This is a genomic window from Mesorhizobium sp. M1142, from assembly GCF_040318565.1.
Lineage (GTDB): Bacteria > Pseudomonadota > Alphaproteobacteria > Rhizobiales > Rhizobiaceae > Mesorhizobium.
Map to the genome: position 1 here is coordinate 1 of NZ_JAMYMK010000079.1, position 848 is coordinate 848.

Genomic DNA, 848 nt, shown 5'->3' on the forward strand with positions numbered 1-848 from the left:
CTGCCAAAGTAGTGCTAGGGTCAGGACTCATTGATCCAGAAGATGAAGGCTGCAGCGAAGGCGATCGCCGACAGGAAGGTGTGAGCACATCGGTCGTATCTGGTGTGGATGCGTCGCCAGTCTTTGAGGCGTGCGAACATGTTCTCGATCCTGTGGCGTTGTCGGTATAGGACAGGATCGTAGCTGTGCTGAACACGATGCTTGGCATGGGGTGGGATGCATGGCGTGATACCGCGCTCGACGAGCGCCTGGCGGAAGGCCGCTGAACTGTAGGCCCGATCGGCGAGCAGGGATTTGGCGGCGGGCAAATCCTCGATCACTGCCGCAGCAGTCTTGTGATCATTGGCCTGCCCTTCGCTCAGATGCAGCAGCCGCGGACGTCCCTTGCCGTCACAGACCACTTGCAGCTTGGTGGTCAGTCCGCCTCGGCTGCGTCCGATACATCGGGATAGAGCCCCTTTTTAAGGAGGCTGGCGGCAGTGCGATGCGCTTTGAGATGGGTGGCATCGATCATCAGATTGTCCGTTTCGCCGCCCTGCGCGGCCAGTTCCGCCAGGATGCGGTTGAACACACCCAGCCGACTCCAGCGGATGAAGCGGTTGTAGATAGTCTTGTGCGGACCGTAGTCGGAAGGGACATCTCGCCAGCGAAGACCATTGCGGATCACGAACAGGATGCCGCTCAGCACCCGGCGGTCATCTACACGCGGCACACCATGCGACAAAGGAAAATAGGGCTCGATCCGGCGCATCTGCTCCGGCGTCAACATCAGCAAATCACTCAAGGCGGCACCTCCTGCCACCTTGAATCACCCAACAGAGATCAACTCAACAAATTAATGGGTCCTG

The 848-nt window shown here is 59.0% G+C and carries 1 protein-coding gene; it reads right to left on the bottom strand.

What is annotated here, in order from left to right:
* Positions 1-20: 20 nt before the first annotated feature.
* Positions 21-784, bottom strand: a protein-coding gene (locus NKH42_RS31150; protein ID WP_156937481.1) for an IS5 family transposase whose coding sequence is annotated in 2 segments (ribosomal slippage) — positions 21-445 and positions 445-784 — 765 coding nt in all. Because the reading frame shifts where the segments join, the coding sequence is not laid out codon by codon here.
* Positions 785-848: the final 64 nt, after the last annotated feature.